Annotated in this window: 16 protein-coding genes and 1 pseudogene; 10 read left to right on the forward strand and 7 right to left on the reverse strand. The window is 70.9% G+C overall.

Annotated features, from left to right (window positions below):
• Window positions 1-159 (forward strand): annotated as a pseudogene (locus tag IH09_RS37495) (transposase); the annotation flags it as partial.
• A 264-nt stretch (window positions 160-423) separates the two neighbouring features.
• Here IH09_RS37495 and IH09_RS19655 read toward each other — a convergent pair.
• The 3 genes from IH09_RS19655 to lanKC form a co-directional block, all read right to left on the reverse strand.
• Window positions 424-2,184, reverse strand: a complete 1,761-nt coding sequence (locus tag IH09_RS19655) for an ABC transporter transmembrane domain-containing protein (protein ID WP_052858048.1) — start codon at window positions 2,182-2,184, stop codon at window positions 424-426.
• Window positions 2,185-2,348: 164 nt separating this feature from the next.
• A complete protein-coding gene (locus IH09_RS37500) occupies window positions 2,349-2,486 on the reverse strand; it encodes a SapB/AmfS family lanthipeptide (protein ID WP_094792460.1) in 138 nt (45 codons plus the stop codon).
• An 81-nt stretch (window positions 2,487-2,567) separates the two neighbouring features.
• Window positions 2,568-5,132, reverse strand: coding sequence for a class III lanthionine synthetase LanKC (lanKC, locus tag IH09_RS19660; RefSeq protein ID WP_052858050.1), 2,565 nt, complete (start codon window positions 5,130-5,132; stop codon window positions 2,568-2,570).
• Between the two features lie 754 nt (window positions 5,133-5,886).
• Here lanKC and IH09_RS37510 point away from each other — a divergent pair.
• The 9 genes from IH09_RS37510 to IH09_RS19710 all read left to right on the forward strand — a co-directional run bounded on the left by IH09_RS37510 (window position 5,887) and on the right by IH09_RS19710 (window position 13,654).
• A complete protein-coding gene (locus IH09_RS37510; RefSeq protein ID WP_318279491.1) occupies window positions 5,887-6,684 on the forward strand; it encodes a site-specific integrase in 798 nt (265 codons plus the stop codon).
• A 94-nt stretch (window positions 6,685-6,778) separates the two neighbouring features.
• Window positions 6,779-8,068, forward strand: coding sequence for a bifunctional 3-oxoadipate enol-lactonase/4-carboxymuconolactone decarboxylase PcaDC (gene pcaDC, locus IH09_RS19675; protein WP_052858055.1), 1,290 nt, complete (start codon window positions 6,779-6,781; stop codon window positions 8,066-8,068).
• A gap of 89 nt (window positions 8,069-8,157) precedes the next feature.
• Complete coding sequence (locus IH09_RS19680; RefSeq protein WP_094792463.1) at window positions 8,158-8,796, forward strand: MBL fold metallo-hydrolase; 639 nt, start codon at window positions 8,158-8,160, stop codon at window positions 8,794-8,796.
• A 29-nt stretch (window positions 8,797-8,825) separates the two neighbouring features.
• Entirely contained in the window at window positions 8,826-9,605 is a 780-nt protein-coding gene (locus IH09_RS19685; RefSeq protein WP_052858058.1) for an exodeoxyribonuclease III, read from the forward strand.
• Between the two features lie 180 nt (window positions 9,606-9,785).
• Window positions 9,786-10,226: a DUF6278 family protein gene (locus IH09_RS19690; protein ID WP_052858061.1), complete on the forward strand. Its 441-nt coding sequence runs from the start codon at window positions 9,786-9,788 to the stop codon at window positions 10,224-10,226.
• A gap of 228 nt (window positions 10,227-10,454) precedes the next feature.
• Complete coding sequence (locus IH09_RS19695) at window positions 10,455-11,198, forward strand: amino acid ABC transporter ATP-binding protein (protein ID WP_052858064.1); 744 nt, start codon at window positions 10,455-10,457, stop codon at window positions 11,196-11,198.
• A gap of 13 nt (window positions 11,199-11,211) precedes the next feature.
• Entirely contained in the window at window positions 11,212-12,144 is a 933-nt protein-coding gene (locus IH09_RS19700) for a glutamate ABC transporter substrate-binding protein (protein ID WP_052858068.1), read from the forward strand.
• A gap of 17 nt (window positions 12,145-12,161) precedes the next feature.
• Window positions 12,162-12,806, forward strand: a complete 645-nt coding sequence (locus IH09_RS19705) for an amino acid ABC transporter permease (RefSeq protein WP_052858071.1) — start codon at window positions 12,162-12,164, stop codon at window positions 12,804-12,806.
• Window positions 12,803-13,654: an amino acid ABC transporter permease gene (locus IH09_RS19710; protein ID WP_052858074.1), complete on the forward strand. Its 852-nt coding sequence runs from the start codon at window positions 12,803-12,805 to the stop codon at window positions 13,652-13,654. The genes IH09_RS19705 and IH09_RS19710 overlap by 4 nt, the downstream gene beginning before the upstream one ends.
• A 66-nt stretch (window positions 13,655-13,720) precedes the next feature.
• Here IH09_RS19710 and IH09_RS19715 read toward each other — a convergent pair whose 3' ends face one another.
• The 4 genes from IH09_RS19715 to IH09_RS19730 form a co-directional block, all read right to left on the reverse strand.
• On the reverse strand, window positions 13,721-14,170 hold the full coding sequence (locus IH09_RS19715) for a hypothetical protein (protein WP_052858077.1): 450 nt from the start codon (window positions 14,168-14,170) through the stop codon (window positions 13,721-13,723).
• Window positions 14,171-14,178: 8 nt separating this feature from the next.
• The gene (locus IH09_RS19720; protein ID WP_052858081.1) at window positions 14,179-15,804 is read right to left on the reverse strand and encodes an alpha/beta fold hydrolase; all 1,626 of its coding nucleotides are present in this window, start codon (window positions 15,802-15,804) and stop codon (window positions 14,179-14,181) included.
• A gap of 338 nt (window positions 15,805-16,142) precedes the next feature.
• Window positions 16,143-17,387, reverse strand: coding sequence for a globin domain-containing protein (locus IH09_RS19725; protein WP_052858083.1), 1,245 nt, complete (start codon window positions 17,385-17,387; stop codon window positions 16,143-16,145).
• 102 nt (window positions 17,388-17,489) lie between these two features.
• Window positions 17,490-17,936 (reverse strand): RrF2 family transcriptional regulator, encoded by a 447-nt coding sequence (locus IH09_RS19730; RefSeq protein ID WP_052858085.1) that lies wholly within the window; start codon window positions 17,934-17,936, stop codon window positions 17,490-17,492.
• Window positions 17,937-17,954 lie beyond the last annotated feature (18 nt).

Below are 17,954 nucleotides of genomic sequence, written 5' to 3' on the forward strand. Positions count from 1 at the left end.
GCCCCGCTGCCGAAGCGCTGGACCGTGGAGCGGACCTACGGGTGGCTCATGTTCCACCGCCGCCTGGCCCGCGACTACGAAACCCTCCCCGCCCGCTCCGAAGCCATGATCCACCTCGCCGTGACCGACCTCATGGCCCGCCGCCTCTCCGGCGAAACACCATCTCCTGGCGCGACCCTAAAACTCGGGATCAAACACATATTCCGGGATAAAAACGGGCCGTTGCCCCCGCCTACGGTGTCAGTGGGCCCCGGGTTCAGTGACGTCGCTGTCGGGTGGTTGAGGGCGTGGGTGGACCGGTGGGTGAGCGCGCCGGGCTCGACAGCGGCGATCGGTGACACGAATGGGCTGGAGGGGTTCGGAGCTTCCGTCACGACCCGGGTGCCGGGGCGTGGCAGACCGCAATCCGGTCCGGGCGAGTGGTCAGGGTGGGGGGATCGTCTGGCTTGTGACCAGGTCCCGGTACGGGGTGCAGCGTTGCAGGAGTGTGGGGTGGTTGCCGGCGTCGAGCACGGTGCCCCGGTTCATCATGATCACGTGATGGGCGTGCTGGACGGTGGAGAGCCGGTGGGCGACCACGATCACCGCGCGGGTCGCCGCCAGGTCTTCCATGATGGCGCGGAACCGGTGTTCGTTGATTCCGTCCAGCTGACTGGTGGGTTCGTCCAGCAGCACGATGTCGGCGTCGGAGAGGAGGGCGCGTGCCAGTGCCATGCGCTGGCGCTGTCCTCCGGACAGGTCCGACTCCCGGCCGAGCGGTGTGTCGAGGCCCTGCGGGAGGCGGGTGATGTCGTCGGTGAGTCCGACGGCGTCCAGGGCGGCCGTCAGTTCGTCGGCACCGGCGTGGCGTTCGCGGCCCAGCTGGAGGTTCTCCCGGGCGGTGGCCTCCAGAAGCGTGAATGCCTGGTCGACGTAGGCGATCCGGGCGCGCAGCTCGTCCAGTGGCCAGTGTCGGGTGTCGTGGCCGAGGACGGTGATCGAGCCGGAGGTGGGCCGGATGAACCGGTCGATGAGGGAGAGTGCGGTGCTCTTGCCGGCTCCTGAGGGGCCGACCACGGCGGTCAGGCCGGTGCGGGCGGCGGTGAAGGAGATTCCTCGCAGTGCGGGGTCGTCCGATCCGGTGTGGGTGTAGGAGACCTTGCGGAAGACCACGGACGGGGCTTGCGGGCGTGGAGTGGGGGCAGTGCGCGGGGTGTCCCGGGGGTCGCTCTCGGGAGCGAGCGAGAGGAGTGCGCTGCATCGGTCGCGGGCTGCGAGGCTGGCTTGCAGCCGGCTGAAGCCGGTGGCCAGAGCGCCGATCGAGGGAACGGTCTGCAACAGGTAGAGCAGGAACGCGGCGAAGGCCGCCACGTCGAGGCTGCCTGCGGCCAGCCGGGCGCCGCCGGTGAGGATCACAGCGATCATCGCGAATTGATTGCCGAGCGACACCGCCGGCGGGATCAGGGCGTTGAGGCGGGCTCCCTCCAGCGAGACGGCCCGCAGCCGCTCGGCGGCCGCCGCCAGTGTGCGGGCGGCCATCGGTTCGGCCCGGTATGCCTTGATCGTGGTGAGGGCCTCCAGATTGGCCGTGAAACGCTGGGAGATATGTCCCACCGCGTCCTGCTGGCCGTTCACATTGGCCTTCATCCGGCGCACGACCAGCAGCACCAGAACCGTCAGCACGGCGAACGCCACGACGGTGACCAGGGTGAGGACCCAGTCGATCCACACCATCACGAGCAGCGTCGCCGCGACGGTCAATGCGGCCAGGGGAAGTTGGGTGACGACCTCGACCGCCTGCCTCAGCAGCAGTGCGTCCGAGGTGATGCGGGCGGTGAGTTCCCCCGTGCCCTGGGCACGCGCCACGGACAGGGGCAGTCGCAGGGTGTGGTCCATGATGCGGGTGCGCAGCCGGTAGGTCATCCGCTCGCCGATCCGGGCCAGCAGGAAGCCCGACAGGGCCTGGGTGAGGGCGCTGCCGATGGTGGCGGCGCACATCAGCAGCACGTCGGGGCCGAGCAGCCGGTGCGCGGAGAAGTCAGTGATGATCTTCTGGACCAGAAGCGGGACGGCGAGCGCCGCCGCGGTGGAGACCAGAGCGAGCAGAAGGGCACAGAGCAGGCGGCCGGGCTCGGTGGTCAGTTCGCGGCGCAACCGTACGCGGCCCGGCGCGCGGTGGGCGGTACGAGGGGGCTGGTCGGCCACGGCGTCCTCTCTGGTGGTTCGGCCGTATCACGCCACCGGGGGCGGTCGTCCGGTCCGGGCCCGTGGCGGCGGTGTGCTGCCACGGGCCCGGACGCCGGCCGGGCCTGGGTGGCGCCCGACCGGCTCCGCGGTGCTGTCTCCGTCCTACCGGGCGGAGGTACGGCTCAGAGGCAGAGCAGGGTGCTGACGGTGCTGACGGTGCAGTTGAGGACGCTCAGGGAGCTGCCGGTCGCGAGAACGTCGTCGATCGGGGCTGCCTCGGACTCGGGCGGCTCCATGGTCTGGAGGTCGAGGATCGCCATGGCTGTTCTCCTTTGTTGGATCGCCCGGCCGGCGGCCGGGAGTCGGTGGGGCGCGCCCGGGGCGCGCGGGCCGGTGGCCCGTCAGCCGGGAGTGCCGGTCCAGGGGAGGAAAGGGGTGCCGGCCAGGGCTGTGCCCAGGGCCAGCAGCACCCCGGCGGAGCCGGTCGCCAGGTCCGCCGAGAGCCGCAGCAGTTGGTCGCCGGGGAAGGCGAGCAGGCCCTGGTAGGAGACCTGGTGGAGGGCCAGCAGCGCCCGCTGCCGATCCAGCAGGGCCGTTCCGGCAGGGGCCGGCGCGCGGTGCCGGGTAAGGGCCAGGTAGCCGAGCAGCCCCGCCCGGCCGTTGAACAGGCCCGGCTGAATGACGAACTCGGGCTCGGCGGCGCGGCGGATCGCTTGCTCGTGGCAGGCCGAGGGCGCGTCGGGGCGGTGGGCCAGCAGGGTGTTGAGCGCGAGGCCGATGCCGGCGCTGCCGGTCTCGACGTAGGGCAGGACTCGGCGTCCGTCGGCGACCTGGAAGGTACCGTCGGCGAGGCTCGTGCACCGGTCGAGGTCCAGTTCCACCAAGGTCTGCGCCTGGTCGAGCAGCGCGTGTTCGCCGATGTGCTCGTACAAGCGGACCAGGGCGAGCGCCGTACCGGAGGCTCCGGCCAGCAGGCCGGCCGTGCGCCGGGGGTCGCTGCGGCCGGCCTTCTCCAGGGCGTCGGCGCAGGAGCGGGCGAGGACCAGTGCCTGCTCCAGCAGCCGGTGCTCGCCGGTGGCTGCGGCGAAGTGCAGGAGCGTCAGGGCGATACCGGGCGCACCGGCGGCCAGGCCCGGCTGCGGTTCCTCGTCCGGAGCCGTGGCCAGGCGCCGCAGGAGCGCCAGGGCTGCGTCGCGTTCGCCGAGCAGGTCCAGCACATATGCCACGCCATGTCCGCCGAAGTACAGTCCCGGCTCGACGGGGCGGGTGCGAGAAGCCCGGACCAGCCATCGGACGTGGTCGGGGGCGATCGTGGCGCCCGTGGTGTGCAGGGCGTAGAGCACACCGGCCGCGCCGTAGGCCAGGCCCAGGCCGCCGTGGGTGAACTGGGCGACATCGCCGGGAAAAAGACGGTCGGTTCGGTCGGGGGTGGCCATCGCCGTGATACCGGCGGCCAGCGAGTCCCTGATCCGCGGCCAGTCGGCCGTCGGCGCTGTCAGCAGCGCGTTGAGCTGCTCACGGTCGTGGCCCAGCTCGGGTCGGCGGGAGCGGCCGTCGGACGGGGCGGGGCCGAGCAGGCGACGGATCTCGTCGGTGTAGCCGTCAGGGACCGGGAAGCGGAGCTCGATGGCGTCGGCGAGTTCATCGGCCTTGCCCGGGTCGAGGGCGGGCAGCTGCGCCAGCGGCAGGAACAGCCAGAGCCGGATCGCGGCCAGCCCGTACCGGTCGATCCGCGTCCCGGTGCACCCCGGGGGAGCGGCGAAGCCGGCAGCGCCCAGTGCCGGGCGGACGAAGTCCTCCACAGTGCTGGCGAGCTCGAAGTCGATGAAGCAGATGTCGCCGTTCGCCCGAATGATCAGATTGCGGGGGTGGAGGTCGCCGAAGACCACCCCGCGAGCATGGATCGCCGCCAGGACCTCTTCGATGCGGTCCACGATCCCGAGCGCCTCGCGGGTGTACTCGGCGACAGCGGCTTCGTCGGCGTCCGGGTGGATCAGCGGGTAGCGGGTGGCCAGCCACTCGCTCAGTAATCGGCCCTCGACGAATTCCTGGACCAGGAACTCGTGCTCCCAGGCAGTCAGCAGCCCGTGCTGCGCGGGTACGCCGGGCACACCTGCCAGCCGGACGAGGATGTCGTGCTCGTTGCGCAGCCGGGTCACCGCGTCGACCCCGCGCTGGTCCAGGCCCGCGAACGGCCGGGCCTCCTTCAGCACCAGCCGGGGTCCAGCGTCCCCGTCGCGCGCCAGGTACACGCCCCCCGCGTTGGAGAAATGCAGGACGCGCTCCACGGTGTACGGCAGCCCGGTGTCGCGCGACGCCGCCCGCTCGGCCACCGCAGCTGCGATGAAGTCCGGCACCGGAGCCCAGTCGGGGACGGCGAATCCGGTGCCGCGGACATCGGGCACCAGACGGCCCTCGGGGCCGATGAGTGCGAGTACCCGCGCTCCGGCGTCGTTGCGACAGTAGCGCTCCGCGAATCCCCCGTACCTCAGGTAGAGCGGGCCTTCGCCCCATCGCAAGTCGCTGAGGATGTACGGCCCCTTGCGGCCGGCCAGGACACGGCCGAGGCCGTCGAGGCATCGCTCCAATTCCGCCTGATCCACCGGGTAGAGGGTGCAGAACTTTCCGCTGGATTCGCGCGGCGCGTACTTGGAGTTCTGCACCTGGAGGATGGGCAGTCCGCGCAGGAACTTGAACGTGACCCGCTCTCGCAGGCAGTACGCGTGGACCGCCTCCAGCACCTCTTCGGCGTCCCCCGCTTCCGAGGACACGTGGATCTTCCAGCCCTGCGCGGGCAACTGAACGTCAACGGGCCGCACAACCGCCCAGATCTCCTGGTCAACGCGTTCCCAGCCCGCAGGCAGCGGCCACTCGACGGCCGCGAACTCTTCGTGCGCGCCCCAGCGTCGGGGCGAGTCGTAAAAGAGCGGATCGGCATAGGCATAAGCCTCGTACCGGTTATCCATCAAAGCCCTCCTCGGCGCCGGGTGTGCAGGCATGTGTGCGTAATGCAGCAAAGGAGCCGGCCGCTGTCACGGCCCACGGAACCTGACGTTGCCTACGCATCAGCGCCTGTCGGCAGGAGAGACCGGAAGAGCCGGCCCGCGATGCGACTATCCGAAATATGGAGGTGGCGGGAGAGCAAAAGCAACAGCACAGACAAGACAATGATGTTTTCTAACGGGGGGTGAAGTGATTCGGGCGCTCAGGGGGCGCTGTCAAGAAGAGGGACGGGCCTCGGGACTGGGGTGGGCATCGAGTTTCTTGATCGTCCGGGAGGTGCCTGCTGTGAAAAGCGCGATGTGAAGGCCGCCAAGGGGTTCATGGCAAAGCTGATGAAGGAACAGCAGCACGTGCCCAGAGTGCTGGTCGCCGACAAGGCCAACGTGCGACGGCGGTTCCGAGCCCGCTGCCCTCTGACCGCGTGCGGGCGGAGTCCGGCCCTGTAGAAATGGCCGAAGATATGCGCGAGTACCTCGGGGAGCGGCCCGGGTCCGTGGTCGGTGACCTCGATGGTCACCGCTGTCCGCGGTGAGTGCGACCGTTACCGGTGTCCGACCGTGCCGTAGTGCGTTGCCGACGAGGTTGACGCTGGTCACGCCGGAGCAGCGGCGGTCCACCATCGCCCTGATGCCGTCGGCTCCGGCTCGGCGAACCGCGCATCAGACAACCGCGGCAGCCTGGGCGGCCCCTTCCGCACGCGCCGCAGGTGACGGCCGGGTGACGCCCGGCGACGGGGCGGGGATCCTGACGTGCACGCCGCCGCGCACCGCCTCCCGTACCTGCGCCCTGGACCGCTCATCAAGATCCTCCGGGAGCACCTGGCTGGCGAGCTCGGCGCAGCGGCTCGCCCAGCTCGTGGCCGCGGGCCGGGCCGGCTGGCTGCCCCGGGTGATCCGCAGTTGTCGGCACCGGTCGGCGAACAAGGACTCCACCGCCCGCAGCAGGGCCTCGTCGGCGGCACGCTCGGCGGCCGCCTCGGCCATCGCCCGGTTCGGATACCGGTGCTGGGAAGACGTTGAATTGGGAAACGCCACGATTGTGATTGCCAACACGCGCACGATGATGGGCAACCGGTACGTGGTGGAGAAGGACACCAAGTCTCTTGCGGGCGAGCGGGATTTGCCGCTGCCGGCTCCGGTGCTGGCCGCCCTCAAGGCTTTCAGGGCTCTCCAAACCGAGGAGAAGCTCGCTCTGGGCGAGGCGTATGTGGCGTCAGGCCACGTGCTGGTGCATGAGGCGGGAGATGCTTTCACGGTCAAGCAGCTTCGTCGGCGCGCGTACCGGCTCATGGAGCTTCTCGGCCTCCGTCGCGTCAGGCTCTACGACGCACGCTCGTCGTGCTTCACCTTCCTGGCCGACAACGGCGTGCCGGACCGCATTCTCGCGCGATGGGCCGGGCACACGAAGGTGAAGACGACCAAGAGGTGGTACGTCAAGCCGGACGTAACGGATCTCCGCGGAGCCACCACCACATGGGATGGCCTGCACTGGGTTGCGGTGGAGGGGCAAGCGTGAGCCGCGCGCTCCATCAGTCGAGCGACTTGCCGAGCCGCATGGCCAACAGACCCCGGCTATGTGACTTCCCGTGACAGATGAGAGGGTCTGGCGGGTGAGTGAGACACCGGCGAACACCCTCCAATACCGCCTTGACGGGCCGGAAGACGCCCCGGTCCTGATCCTGGGTGCCGCACTGGGTACCACCTGGCACATGTGGGACCGGCAGATCCCCGAGCTGACCCGCCACTGGCGCGTCCTCAGATTCGACCTGCCGGGTCACGGCGGATCGCCCGCCCACCCGGCCGCCTCCGTCGCCGAGCTGGCCGACCGGCTGATCGCCACCCTCGACGCCCTGGGAGTGGACCGCTTCGGGTACGGCGGCTGTTCCATCGGCGGGGCCATCGGCGTCCAGCTGGCCCTCACCCGCTCGCACCGCCTCACCTCCCTGGCGCTGGTGTCCTCCTCGCCGCGCCACGGCACCGCCGACGCCTGGCGCCAGCGCGGTGTGGTGATCCGGACGAACGGACTCGACCCGATCGCCCGCACCGCCCCAGAGCGCTGGTTCACCCCCGGTTTCGCGGAGGCCCAGCCCGCCATCGTCGAATGGGCCGTCCAGATGGTGCGGACCACCGACCCCGGCTGCTACATCGCCGCCTGTGAGGCGATGGCCTCCTTCGACGTGCGGTCCGCGCTCGGCCGGGTCGGCGTGCCGACCCTCGTCGTCGTCGGTTCCGCGGACCGGACCACCCCGACCGCCGACGCCCGCACGCTGGTCGCCGGCATCCCGGACGCCAGCCTGGCGCTGGTGCCCGGCACCTCGCACCTCGCGCCCGTCGAACAGCCCGCGGCCGTCACCGACCTCCTCATCCGGCACTTCACCACCGCCTGGCAGGACCGGCCCGGCGGCGGCCCGGCCGCGCCCGGCGCCACCGCGAACACACCGGTGCTCGCGCCCCCGCGGCCCCCGCAGCCGGTCCCCGCCGCCATCGAGTCCGGTCTCGCCCAGCCGGCGCGGTTCCGCGGCAGCACCTACGAGCAGGGCGTCAAGATCCGCCGCGAGGTGCTCGGGGACGCCCATGTCGACCGGGCCGAGGCCGCCACCGACGGCTTCACCGACGACTTCCAGGACTTCGTCATCCGCTACGGCTGGGGCGAGACCTGGAGCCGCCCCGGTCTGGACCGGCGTACCCGCAGCATCGTCACGCTCACCGCGCTGGTCGCCGGCGGCCACCACGACGCGCTGGCGTCGCACACCCGCGCCGCGCTGCGCAACGGCCTCACCCCGGCGGAGATCAAGGAGATCCTGCTGCACACCGCGGTCTACTGCGGGGTGCCGGCCGCGCACGCCGCCTTCGCGGTCGCCCAGCGGGTCATCCGGGAAGAGACCACCCCGGAAGGCTGACCCGGCCGGACCACGCGCCCGTGGCCCGGTGGTGCGCGGCGCGCCGCCCCGGGCGGCCGCGGCGTCCCGGGCGCGGCAAGATGGCGGCCATGGAACTCACGAAGAAGACCCATGCCTGCGTCCGGCTGGAGAAGGACGGGCAGACGCTCGTCATCGATCCGGGAGTCTTCAGCGAGACGGACGCGGCCGTCGGCGCCGACGCGATCCTGGTCACCCACGAGCACCCCGACCACTTCCACGAGGACCGGCTGCGCGCGGGCATGGCGGCCAATCCGGGCGCCGAGATCTGGACCCTCGCCAGCGTCGCCGAGCAGCTCGCGGCCGCCTTCCCCGGCCGGGTGCACACCGTCGGCGAGGGCGACACCTTCACCGCCGCGGGCTTCGACGTGGAGGTGCACGGCCAGCTGCACGCCGTCATCCACCCCGACCTCCCGCGCATCACCAATGTCGGCTTCCTGCTCGACGGTTCGGTCTTCCACCCCGGTGACGCGCTCACCGTGCCGCAGGGCCGCCGCGTCGACACCCTGCTGCTGCCGGTGCACGCCCCCTGGAACAAGGTCGCCGAGATCATCGACTACGTCCGCGAGGTCGCACCGCGGCGCGCCATCGACATCCACGACAGCCTGCTCCAGGACCACGCCAGGCCGATCTACGACGGGCTGATCGGCGGGCTCGGCGGCGCCGACCACGGCCGCCTCGCGCCCGGCGCCCACACCGACGTCGGCTGACTGTCGGTGCCTCGCGGTAGGTTACGGACATGCGCATCGCGACCTGGAACGTCAACTCGATCACCGCCCGTCTCCCGAGGCTGCTGGCCTGGCTGGAGAGCACCGGCACGGACGTGCTGTGCATCCAGGAGACCAAGTGCGCGGCGGACCAGTTCCCCGTCGGTCAGCTGCGCGAGCTGGGCTACGAAGCCGCGGTCAACGCCACCGGCCGGTGGAACGGCGTCGCCGTGCTCTCCAAGGTCGGCCTGGCGGACGTCGTCACGGGCCTGCCCGGCGGCCCGGAGTACGACGGCGTCCAGGAGCCGCGCGCCGTCTCCGCGACCTGCGGCCCGGCCCGCGTCTGGTCGGTGTATGTCCCCAATGGCCGCGAGGTGGGCCATGAGCACTTCTCCTACAAGCTGCGCTGGTTCGAGGCGCTGACGGCGGCGGTCGCCGAGGACGCCGCGGCCGGCCGCCCGTTCGCGGTCCTCGGCGACTTCAACGTGGCCCCGACGGACGAGGACGTCTGGGACCCGGCGGTGTTCGAGGGCCTGACCCATGTCACCCCCGCCGAGCGCGACGCCCTGGCCACCCTGCGCGGGACGGGCCTGACGGACGTCCTGCCGCGCCCCCTGAAGTACGACCGTCCGTACACGTACTGGGACTACCGCCAGCTCGGCTTCCCCAAGAACCGCGGGATGCGCATCGACCTCGTCTACGGCAACGCCCCGTTCGCCGAGGCCGTCTCGGACGCCTATGTCGACCGAGAGGAGCGCAAGGGCAAGGGCGCCTCGGACCATGCGCCGGTCGTGGTGGATCTGGACGTCTGACGCCCGCCCCGGCCCCGGCACCCTCCCGGGGCCGGTGATCCGGTGTCCCGGCGCGCCGTCGCCGTACGCGTGCGCCGGCCCGTCGTGCCGCCGGGCGGATCGGCCAAGAGCGCGGGAGCACAAGGCGGTTGCCGCGCGCCCTGTGGCCGCCGCCCCGGGCCGGATGCGACCCTGCACACCATGAACATGTCTTTCCTGGACAAGTGGCGCCGGCATCCGGACGCGGACCGCCGGCTATCCCTCGCGGAATCGGTCCGCGCCGACCCCGGCAGCGTCGTCGAGCTGCTCTCCGAATGCGAACTGCTGCGGGCGCAGGCCGCCGACTCGGGCGTGGAACTCGACGACTCCGTACGGTCGTTGGAGGAGCTGGACCAATTGCAGCCGGTGTGGCGGGACGACCCCGAAGTGCTGCCCTGGCTCGGCAACGACGCGGGTCTCTATCTGGGCACCGTCCTCGTGCGTACGGTGCGCGGCGCCGTGTGGCAGGTGCGGCAGGACGGCCGGCCGGTGGTCCGGCTGGCGTCCGGCCGGGAGATCGATGTCGTCGCGGCGGGCCAGGACTGGGCCGATGTCGGGGCGCCCGAGCTGTCCCAGGAGTACGCCGAGGTCGCCGAGAGCTGACGCCCGCGGAGCGTACGCCCGAGGCATCCGGCGCGGCCCCCCGGCGCCCGGTTGCCGCCGTCCCGGCGCCGCGCGCCGAACGCCCCTGAAGCGGCCTTCCGCGACCCGGCGTATGCCTGGTCCATCCGCCCGCTTCTGCTCCTCTGTGCGTGTCAACGATCAGGCGTCCCTTTTGTCCCGGTAAGTTGCGGCTCTCCGCGGTACGGATGAGAGGGAGCAGGTCTGCATATGGCCGGTGAGGCGCTGATCGAACTGCGCGGGGTCAACAAGTACTACGGAAAGCTGCACGTCCTCCAGGACATCGACCTCACCGTCGGCCGCGGGGAGGTGGTCGTGATCATCGGGCCCTCCGGGTCCGGCAAGTCCACCCTGTGCCGGACCATCAACCGCCTCGAAACGATCGAGTCGGGCACCATCACGCTGGACGGCACACCACTGCCCGACGAGGGCCGCGCGCTCGCCGAGCTGCGCGCCGAGGTCGGCATGGTCTTCCAGTCCTTCAACCTCTTCGCGCACAAGACCGTGCTGGCCAATGTGATGCTGGCGCCCGTCAAGGTCCGCAAGGTCAAGAAGGAAGATGCCGCCCGGCGGGCCCGGGAGCTCCTCGACCGGGTCGGGCTCGCCTCGCAGGCCGAGAAGTACCCCGCGCAGCTCTCCGGCGGCCAGCAGCAGCGGGTGGCCATCGCCCGCGCGCTCGCCATGGACCCGCTGGCGCTGCTCTTCGACGAGCCGACCTCCGCGCTCGACCCGGAGATGATCAACGAGGTGCTGGAGGTCATGCAGCAACTCGCCCGGGACGGTATGACCATGGTGGTCGTCACTCACGAGATGGGCTTCGCCCGCTCCGCCGCCAACCGCGTGGTGTTCATGGCCGACGGCCGCATCATCGAGGACCGCGCCCCCGAGGACTTCTTCACCGCACCGCGCAGCGACCGGGCGAAGGACTTCCTCTCCAAGATCCTCAAGCACTGAACGGCCCGCCGCGATGCCGCACTCCCGTACTCCGCGCCTGCGCCGCGCCCTGCTGGCCGCCGCGCTCACCCTCCTCGCACTGGCCACCGCCGCCGGCTGCGGCCGCAACGGCAGCCCACCGGTCAAGAGCCCCAAGGCCGGCGAACTGCCCCACTACCCGGTCGCCGAGAACTTCCGGCTGCCGGACTCGCCCACCTGGCGACGGGCCGAAGCGCGCGGCCATCTCGTCGTCGGCGCCAAGGAGGACCAGCCCTACCTCGGCGAGCGGGACCCGGCCACCGGCACGTACAGCGGTTTCGACATCGAGATCGCCAAGATGATGTCGGCCGCCCTCGGCTTCGACCCCGCGACGACCCGGTTCAAGACGATCGCCTCCGCCAACCGCGAGACGGCCCTGCAGAACGGCCAGATCGACTTCTACGTCGGCACCTACACCATCAACGCCCTGCGCAAGAAGCAGGTCGGCTTCGCCGGGCCGTACTACCTGGCCGGCCAGGGGCTGCTGGTGCGCACCGACGAGAAGGACATCCACGGACCGCAGGACCTGGCCGGCAAACGCGTCTGCTCGGCCGCCGGTTCCACGCCCGCCCAGCGCATCGCGGCCGACTACCCCCAGGCGATTCTGGTCACCTACGACACCTACTCGGTGTGTGTGGACAACCTGCTCACCTACCAGGTGGACGCGGTCACCACCGACGACGCGATCCTGCTGGGCTACGCCGCCAAGGCGCCCGACGAGCTGAAGGTCGTCGGCAAACCGTTCTCCGAGGAGCCGTACGGCATCGGCGTCCCCCGCGACGACACCGCACTGCGGGCCGCGCTCAACGACGCCCTCGTCGCCGCCGAGCGCGACGGCTACTGGAAGCGGGCGTACGAGGCGACGCTCGGCCTGTCCGGAGTACCCGCACCGCAGCCGCCCCCGGTCGACCGCTACCCGGCGGGCTGAGCAGCAAGGACCCCACGATGAACGTTCTCCTCGACAATCTCTCCCTCTACGGGGAGGGCCTGCTGGGCACCGTCGAACTCACCGTCTACGCCTCGCTGCTCGCCCTCTTCCTCGGCTTCCTGACGGCCGCCTGCCGCGTCGCGCCGGTCCGCTCGCTGCGGGCCTTCGGCACGGTGTGGGTGACGGTGCTGCGCAACACCCCGCTGACGCTGCTGTTCTTCGCGGTGCTGCTGGGGCTGCCGCGCTTCGGGCTGGTGCTGCCCTTCCAGATGTTTGCTGTCCTCGCCCTCGGCTGCTACACCTCCGCCTTCATCTGCGAGGCGGTGCGCTCCGGCATCAACACCGTGCCGGTCGGGCAGGGCGAGGCGGCCCGCAGCCTGGGCATGACCTTCCCGCAGACGCTCGGCGACGTGGTCCTGCCGCAGGCGTTCCGGACGGTCATCCCGCCCATCGGCTCCACCCTGATCGCGCTCGCCAAGAACTCCGCGATCGCCGGCTCCTTCAGTGTCGTCGAACTGCTCGGCACGTACCGGACACTCAGCGAGCTGGGCTACAGCATCATCTGGACCTTCATCTGGATCGCCGTCGGCTATCTGATCGTGACCCTGTCCATCAGCGCGCTGTTCCACGTGCTGGAGAAGCGCTGGGGAGTCGCCCGATGACCACCGCCCTCTACGACGTACCGGGGCCGAAGAGCAAGCGGCGGCATCTGCTCTACGGTGCCGGGTCGACCGTGGTGCTCCTCGGACTGCTCGGCTGGCTCGTCTACCTCCTCTTCCACACCGGCCAGTTCACCGCCCAGAAGTGGACTCCCTTCCTCTACAAGGGAATTCAGGAGCTGCTGCTGCGGGGCCTGGGCAACACGCTCCGGGCGTTCGGTTACGCGGCGGTGTTCTCCCTGGCGCTCGGCGCGGTGCTCGCGACCGGCCGGCTCTCCGTGCACCGGCCGGTCCGCTGGGTGAGCACGGCGCTGGTCGAGTTCTTCCGCGCGATGCCCGTACTGGTCATGATCTTCTTCATCTATGTGGCACTGAAAGCGGAACCGCTGACCGCGCTGGTCGCCGGGCTGACCCTCTACAACGGTTCGGTGCTCGCCGAGGTCTTCCGTACCGGTATCCACGCGGTCGAGCGCGGCCAGGGGGAGGCGGCCTACGCGCTGGGCATGCACAAGACCCAGGTCATGACGCACGTCCTGGTGCCGCAGGCGGTCCGCGCGATGCTGCCGACGATCATCAGCCAGCTGGTGGTCGCCCTCAAGGACACCTCGCTCGGCTACCTGATCACCTACGAGGAGTTCCTGCACGCCGGCAAGCTCATCGCCGCCAACCTCGACTACGGACTGCCGTTCATCCCCGTCGTCATGATCATCTCGCCGATCTACATCGGGATGTGCATGCTGCTGTCCTGGTGCGCCCACTGGGTCGCCCGGCGCCAGCGGCGCAACCCCAAGGTCGAGGCGGTGGAGGTGGGTGCCGCGGAGCCGGGCACCCTGCTCCCGGGCGGCCCGTAGGGGCGGTGATCAGCCCGCCCAGGCCGGCCGGTTGACGTGGCCGGAGGTCGCGCCGCGGCGGGCGGCTCAGCGGAAGGTGCGGGCCATCCAGGGGCTGAGGCCGCGGAAGATCAGTTCCTTGTAGGTCTCGTCGCCGGGCAGCGGCACGACCAGCCACTGGCCCGGCGGGAAGGTCCGCCCCTTCACATGGGCGAGCCCGCCGTACACCGAGCGCAGGAACGCGGGCACCGAGTCCCGGGGGACGTCCGGGAACGTCACCGAGTCGACGGTGATCCGTGCATCGTCCTCCGGGAAGATCTGCACGCTGACCGCGGGCGACCCGCCCAGCTCGACGAACGCCTCGTGGGGCAGCGAGCCGTCCGCGTCCAGCACCGTGAACGCCCCGGACGAGGTACGGCGGGACGTCTGGTCCGCGCCGATGTCGTCCGTGACGGTCAGCTCCAGGTGGTACTCGCCGGCGATCTCGCGGATCGCGGTGACGGCGGCCTCGGTGGTCGGCAGATGCGGGTGTCCCATGAGAAGGATCATGCCTTATGGGACGGTTGCCCTCCCTCGCGGACCGGCACCGAGACATACGACGGGTCATCGGCGGGCGAGGAGAACGTCAGCCGCGCGCCGCTCGGATTGTGCTCGATGTACAGCGGATCGACGGTGTCCACGACCACCGCGAGCCGGTGCCCGGCCGGTACGTCGTACGCCGTGGAGAACAGCTCCAGGTCCACGCCGAACGGCCGGCCGGGGGTCTTGCCGTGGAAGGTGAACGGCGCGTGCGAGACCAGTTTGCCGAGACCGAGCGGGCCCACGTCGTAGAGGTAGGCGATGGCGGTCCCGCTCTCGGCGGTGCCGGTCACCGTCGTGTGCAGCCGGGTGGTCCCGCGGACCCGCTGCTCGCTCGCGTAGCGCCCGGACTCCCAGACGGCGGCCACGGAGCGCGGCAGCAGCGGGATCGAGGCCATCGGCGGCAGCCGGAAGAACTGGTCCAGCATGCTGGAGAGGAAGACCAGCCCGCCGTTGGCGCCGGAGTCGATGTTGGTGCGGATCCGCTGGGTGCCGGTCAGCTCGATCTTCCGGTGCCCGGACGGTACGTCCCGCCAGCTCTGGTACCCCTCGTACGCGCCGGTGGAGCGGGACTTGAGCAGCACCGGAGCCGCCCGGTCGATCCCGTTGTCCGTGCCCTTGAGGTAGTGGTCGAACCACTGCCTGGTGTGGCTCCAGGTGTCGTTGGGCAGCCCCAGCAGTCCGAGCCCCTCGGCGGTCGCATGGTCACCGGGGCGGAACTCCAGCCGCTTGGGGCCGGTCAGCTTCTCGTAGAAGTCGGCGTACTGGTTGGGCGGAAACAGGGAGTCGCCCCAGGCGTTGCCGAGCATGATCGCGGCGCCATTGGCGTTGATCTTGTCGATGTAGGTGGCGGGGGAGCGCTTCTTCCCCCAGGCGATCATGTCCTGCTCCTTGGCGAGGTTCGAGCCGAGGAAGTCCTTGAGGATGCCCCGGAGTTCCGGACCGGGGCGGCCGGTGAGCTCGCCCAGGCCGCCCAGCAGTTGGGCGGCCTGCCGGTGCTGGGTGCGGCCGCTGTAGATGGAGCCGATGAGATCGCCCCAGCCGCTGAGCGCCGCGACCGCCTTGATCCGCTTGTCGAACGCGGACGTCAGCAGGCTGATCCCGGCCCCGTAGGAGACCCCGCCCATGCCGATCTTCTGCGGATCGGCCGGCGTATGGGCCAGTGCCCAGTCGATGACCTTCGACGCATCGGCGATGTCCTGCGGACCGGCCGTCTCGATCTGCCCGCCGGACTGCCAGAAGCCGCGTGAGTTGTAGCCGACGACCACATAGCCCGCGTCCGCCAGCTTCTGGGCCTGCGCCAGGTATTCGACCTGCGGCATCGCCCAGCTGGTGGGCAGCACGATGACCGGGTACCGCCGGGTCCCGTCGGCACCGGCGGGCGTGCTGACGTTCGCCTTGAGGACGACACCGCCGTCGCCGGTGATGTCGACGAACTTCACGGATCCGGGGGTGCGGGTGGCCGTGGCGGCGGAGACGGGGGCGGCGGGCGATACCGCGGCGGCGGGCGGACCGGTGAGTACCGTGGCGGCGAGCACCGCCGCGGAGACGGTGCCGACGGCGGCGCGCAGCGTCGTGCGGGAGGGCGTCATCTTCTGCTCCAGATCTCGATGCGGACCTGGTCGGGCGCTGTCCGAGGACAGGAGGGGCACCCGGCGGTCCGATGTGACTGGAGAGTAAAGTTCGCGCTTTACCCGTGGTAACCCGTCGGTAGGTTACGGATGGGTAACATCGGGGGGCGTGGGCCGACCGCAGGGGGCCGCCCCGCGCCGTCGCCGAGCAGGCGAGGCCACCCCTGAACATGCGGAACGGTCCGCACACCCCACCAGAGGTGTGCGGACCGTCGTCCCCCGTGCCCCCGCCGCGCGGTGTCAGCGGCGGCCGGATCTCCGGGCGGGGCTACGTCCTTCCGGGGCCGTCGGCCCCGGGCTCACAGTCCCAGGTCCGGGCCGAAGATCTCGTAGTGGATGTCGGCCGCGCGTACTCCGGACTCCAGGAGCTGGGTGCGGGCCGCCCGCATGAACGGCACCGGACCGCAGAGGTAGGCGGTGGTGCCGGCCGGGATCTCCAGCCGCGACAGGTCCATCCGGCCGGTGTGCACGGTGACGGCGCCGTTCCGGTCGCCGGTGCCGCGGCCGGCGCCGTCCTCGCCGTCGGCGGGGGCGTTTTCGGCGGCGGCCTCGTACCAGACGTCCGTGGTTGCGCCGGTCAGTTTGCGTGTGAGCTGCCGGAGTTCGGTGCCGAAGGCGTGGGTGTGCGGTGCGCGGTCGGCGTGTGCCGCGATGACGCGGCGCGGGGAGCCGACGGCGGCCAGATGTGTGAGCATCCCGATCATCGGCGTGCAGCCGATCCCGGCGGAGGCGAGCAGCAGCGGTCCGGTGCCGTCGTCGAGCACCACATCGCCGAACGGCGCGCTCACCCGCAGCGTCTCCCCGCCGTGGAAGTGGTCGTGCAGATGCCCGGAGACCTCGCCCGCCGGATCGCCGGCCGGGTCCCCGGCCACCCGCTTGACGGAGAACTGCAATCCGCCGTCCGGCTGCCCGGACATGCTGTACTGGCGTATCTGCCGCGCCCCGTCGGGGAGTTCGACCTGTACGGAGACGAATTGGCCGGGCCGGGACGCCGGAACGGGCGCGCCGTCGAGCGGCTGGAGGAAGAACGTCGCGACGTCATCGGTCTCCTGGACGCGGCCGGCCACCCGGTACGTGCGCCACACCGCGCCGTCCGGGGCGCCGGCCTCCGCGTAGAGGCCCTTCTCGATGGCGATGAGGGCGTGCGCCATCAGCCAGTACACCTCGTCCCAGGCCCGTACGACCTCGTCGGTCACCGCGTCGCCGAGCACCTCCGCGATGGCCGCGAAGAGGTGTTCGCGCACGATGGGGTACTGGTCCTCGCGCACCCCGAGCGAGGCGTGCTTGTGCGCGATCCGGGCGAGCATGGTGTCCGGACGGCTCTCCGGGTGCTCCACCAGATAGCCCGCGAAGGTGGCTATGGAGCCCGCGAGCGCCTGCCGCTGAGTGCCGTTGGCCTGGTTGGCGCGGTTGAAGAGATCGCGCAGCAGCTCCGGGTGGGCCGCGAACAGCTTCTCGTAGAAGAGCGGCGTGATCTCCCCGATGGCCGCCCCGACGGCGGGGAGGGTGGCACGTACGGTCTCGGCGGACTTCGGCGACAGCATCGGAAACTCCAGACTCTCGGCACTCTCGGAAGGAGATAAAACTCGCATCTGAGATGCGTATTTTTGAATGTGGTGGTGGCGGGTGGGTGAGGGGTGCGGGGGTTAGTCGGGCGGGCGGGTGGTCAGGGTCAGCAGCAGCGGTCCGGTCGGCTCGCCGACCAGGTCCTCGATCGACAGCGGATCGAGCGAGGCGAAGAACGCCTCCTGTGCCGTGCGCAGTGCGCCGCGCAGCCGGCAGCCGCCGCGCAGCGGGCACGGCGGATCGTCCTCGCACCCCACGACATCGCCGACCCCCTCCAGCTCGCGGACGAGCCGGCCGAGCGAACCGGTACGCCCCGCGGCGGTCAGCGTCAGCCCGCCGCCGCGCCCGCGCCGCGCCTCGACCGCGCCGAGGTGCTGGAGCTTGCTCACCACCTTGGCGGCGTGCGTGTACGGCACGTCCACGGCGCTCGCCACCTCGCGGGTGGTCGGGGCGTCGCCCGTGTCGTCGAGGACCGCCAGCCGCATGGCGATGCGCAGGGCGATGTCGGTGCTCTTGGTGAGTCGCACAGCCCTCACCGTACAGAA

It is taken from the genome of Streptomyces celluloflavus (genome assembly GCA_000720995.1).
Lineage (GTDB): Bacteria > Actinomycetota > Actinomycetes > Streptomycetales > Streptomycetaceae > Streptomyces > Streptomyces celluloflavus.